Annotated in this window: 1 protein-coding gene and 1 pseudogene; both read right to left on the reverse strand. The window is 74.7% G+C overall.

Features of this window, described 5'->3' with window-relative positions:
- A pseudogene (locus KBX37_RS33740) lies at window positions 1-184 on the reverse strand (ribonuclease Y); the annotation flags it as partial.
- Between the two features lie 631 nt (window positions 185-815).
- Window positions 816-1,520, reverse strand: coding sequence for a 3-keto-5-aminohexanoate cleavage protein (locus tag KBX37_RS33745; protein ID WP_210779869.1), 705 nt, complete (start codon window positions 1,518-1,520; stop codon window positions 816-818).
- Window positions 1,521-1,670 lie beyond the last annotated feature (150 nt).

Here is a 1,670-nt window from a genome sequence, read left to right on the forward strand (position 1 = left end):
CCGCGCCCCGCCGCCCCGCCAGGGACTGCTCCTGGCGGTCCTTCTCGGCGATGAAGGCCGGGTCCTCCGGGGCCGGGGCCGCGCGGAAGCCGCGGATCGCCCGGACGCCGAAGAGCACCGCGCCCACCACGACCACCGCCAGCAGCAACACGGCGACGAGCAGCACCACCTCGACGCCGCTCATCTCGGCGCCCCGGCAGTCTCGCGCGCGAGGTCGGACCGCCCTACGCCACCGGCCGACCCCCGACCGCCGACACCCCCTGGGGACCCGTGGTCCCTGTGCCGCCCCGCCATGGCCGCCTCCCCTGAACGTCGACACCGTGGAGGTTCGTGCCGGCGGGCACGCGCCTCCACGGCCCTGGACGCCCGACCGAGCGGCTGGCCGCGGGTACAGCTCTCCGTCGGCGGTGCCCCGCAGGGCATCGTCGACCGCCGGGTGCAGTTGTCGGATCGGCTCCGGACCGGCTGTCCGGAGCGACCGTCAAAGGCCGGTGGAGCTGGCCAAAGTGATGCTGTTCTGTTACGCGATCTATGTTGTGCGCTTAGCCTGCGCTGGTCGGGCAATGTGAGCCTGTAGGGCGAGGCTAGGTCGCCGAGGGCCGTTCGGTCAAGAAGTCATGATCAAACCCCCCGAACGGAGCGAAGTTGACTCGTCACCGGCTGCTGATGGCATGACGGACAGCAGCGGACAAACGACCCGGCGAGCCGGGGTGCGCGTCGCCTTCCGGACCTGCTCAGGGCCCCGGCGGGGGCCACCGGGAGCGCGGGATCCGGAGGGGTCGAGGGCGGGGTCAGCCGGCGGCGAGGGCGCGGGGTCAGGAGGCGCCGAGCGCACGGGCGGCGGCCACCAGGGCGGCGTTGTCGGGGGCGGGAGCGCCGTCCGGGAGGCCCAGGCTGTCCTCCAGGCCGATCCGGGTGTCCAGGCCCCGGCGTACCGCCTCGGCGAGCACCGGCCAGGCGGCGGCGCCCTCGCCGTGCAGCAGGACCGGCGGGCCAGCCGGGGCGAGCAGCGCGAGCATGGCGTCGGCGTCTGCCAGTGCCCGGGTCGAATCGTCCGGGGTGCACTCGACGAGGATCCGCCCGACCGGCACCCGCCACCCCTGGTGGGCGCGGACGGCCTGCGGGGTCCAGAGGCCGGCCTCGACCAGCACGCTCCGCTCGTGCAGCGCGGCGGCGACCGCCCCCGCCCCCTCCTCGTGCACGTTGACCGAGGCGAAATCGGGCAGCACCGTCCAGGCCCGTACGGCGGCGACCCGGGCGGCCGGGTCCGGCTCGATCCACGCCCCGGTGCTCACCCCGACGGAGAGCCCCGGACGGGCGGCCCGGACGGCGGTCACCGCGTCGGCGATCACCGCCGGCGCCATCGACTCCACGCCCGAGACGTCGCGGGGGTGGACGTGCACGGCGGCCACCCCGAGGTCGGCGCAGCGGGTCGCGTCGGCGGCCAGCTCGGCCGGGGTGACCGGCACGCCGGGGTGCTCGTCGCGGCCCCGGCCGCCGTTGAGACACGCCTTCAGCACCGGATCATCCTGCTTCCTACTCGTTGCTCGTAGCTGAGCCGTTCGGATAATTCGCTCTCCGGCCAGCGGTGGCTGGGCTGGAGTCCTGGACCGGCAGTCTGGTCCGGTGGCGATCGGTTCGGTCCTGCAGGATCTGCTTCACCTTGTGGT

Origin of the sequence: Micromonospora sp. U56, assembly GCF_018070095.1 — a bacterium.
GTDB lineage: Bacteria > Actinomycetota > Actinomycetes > Mycobacteriales > Micromonosporaceae > Micromonospora > Micromonospora purpureochromogenes.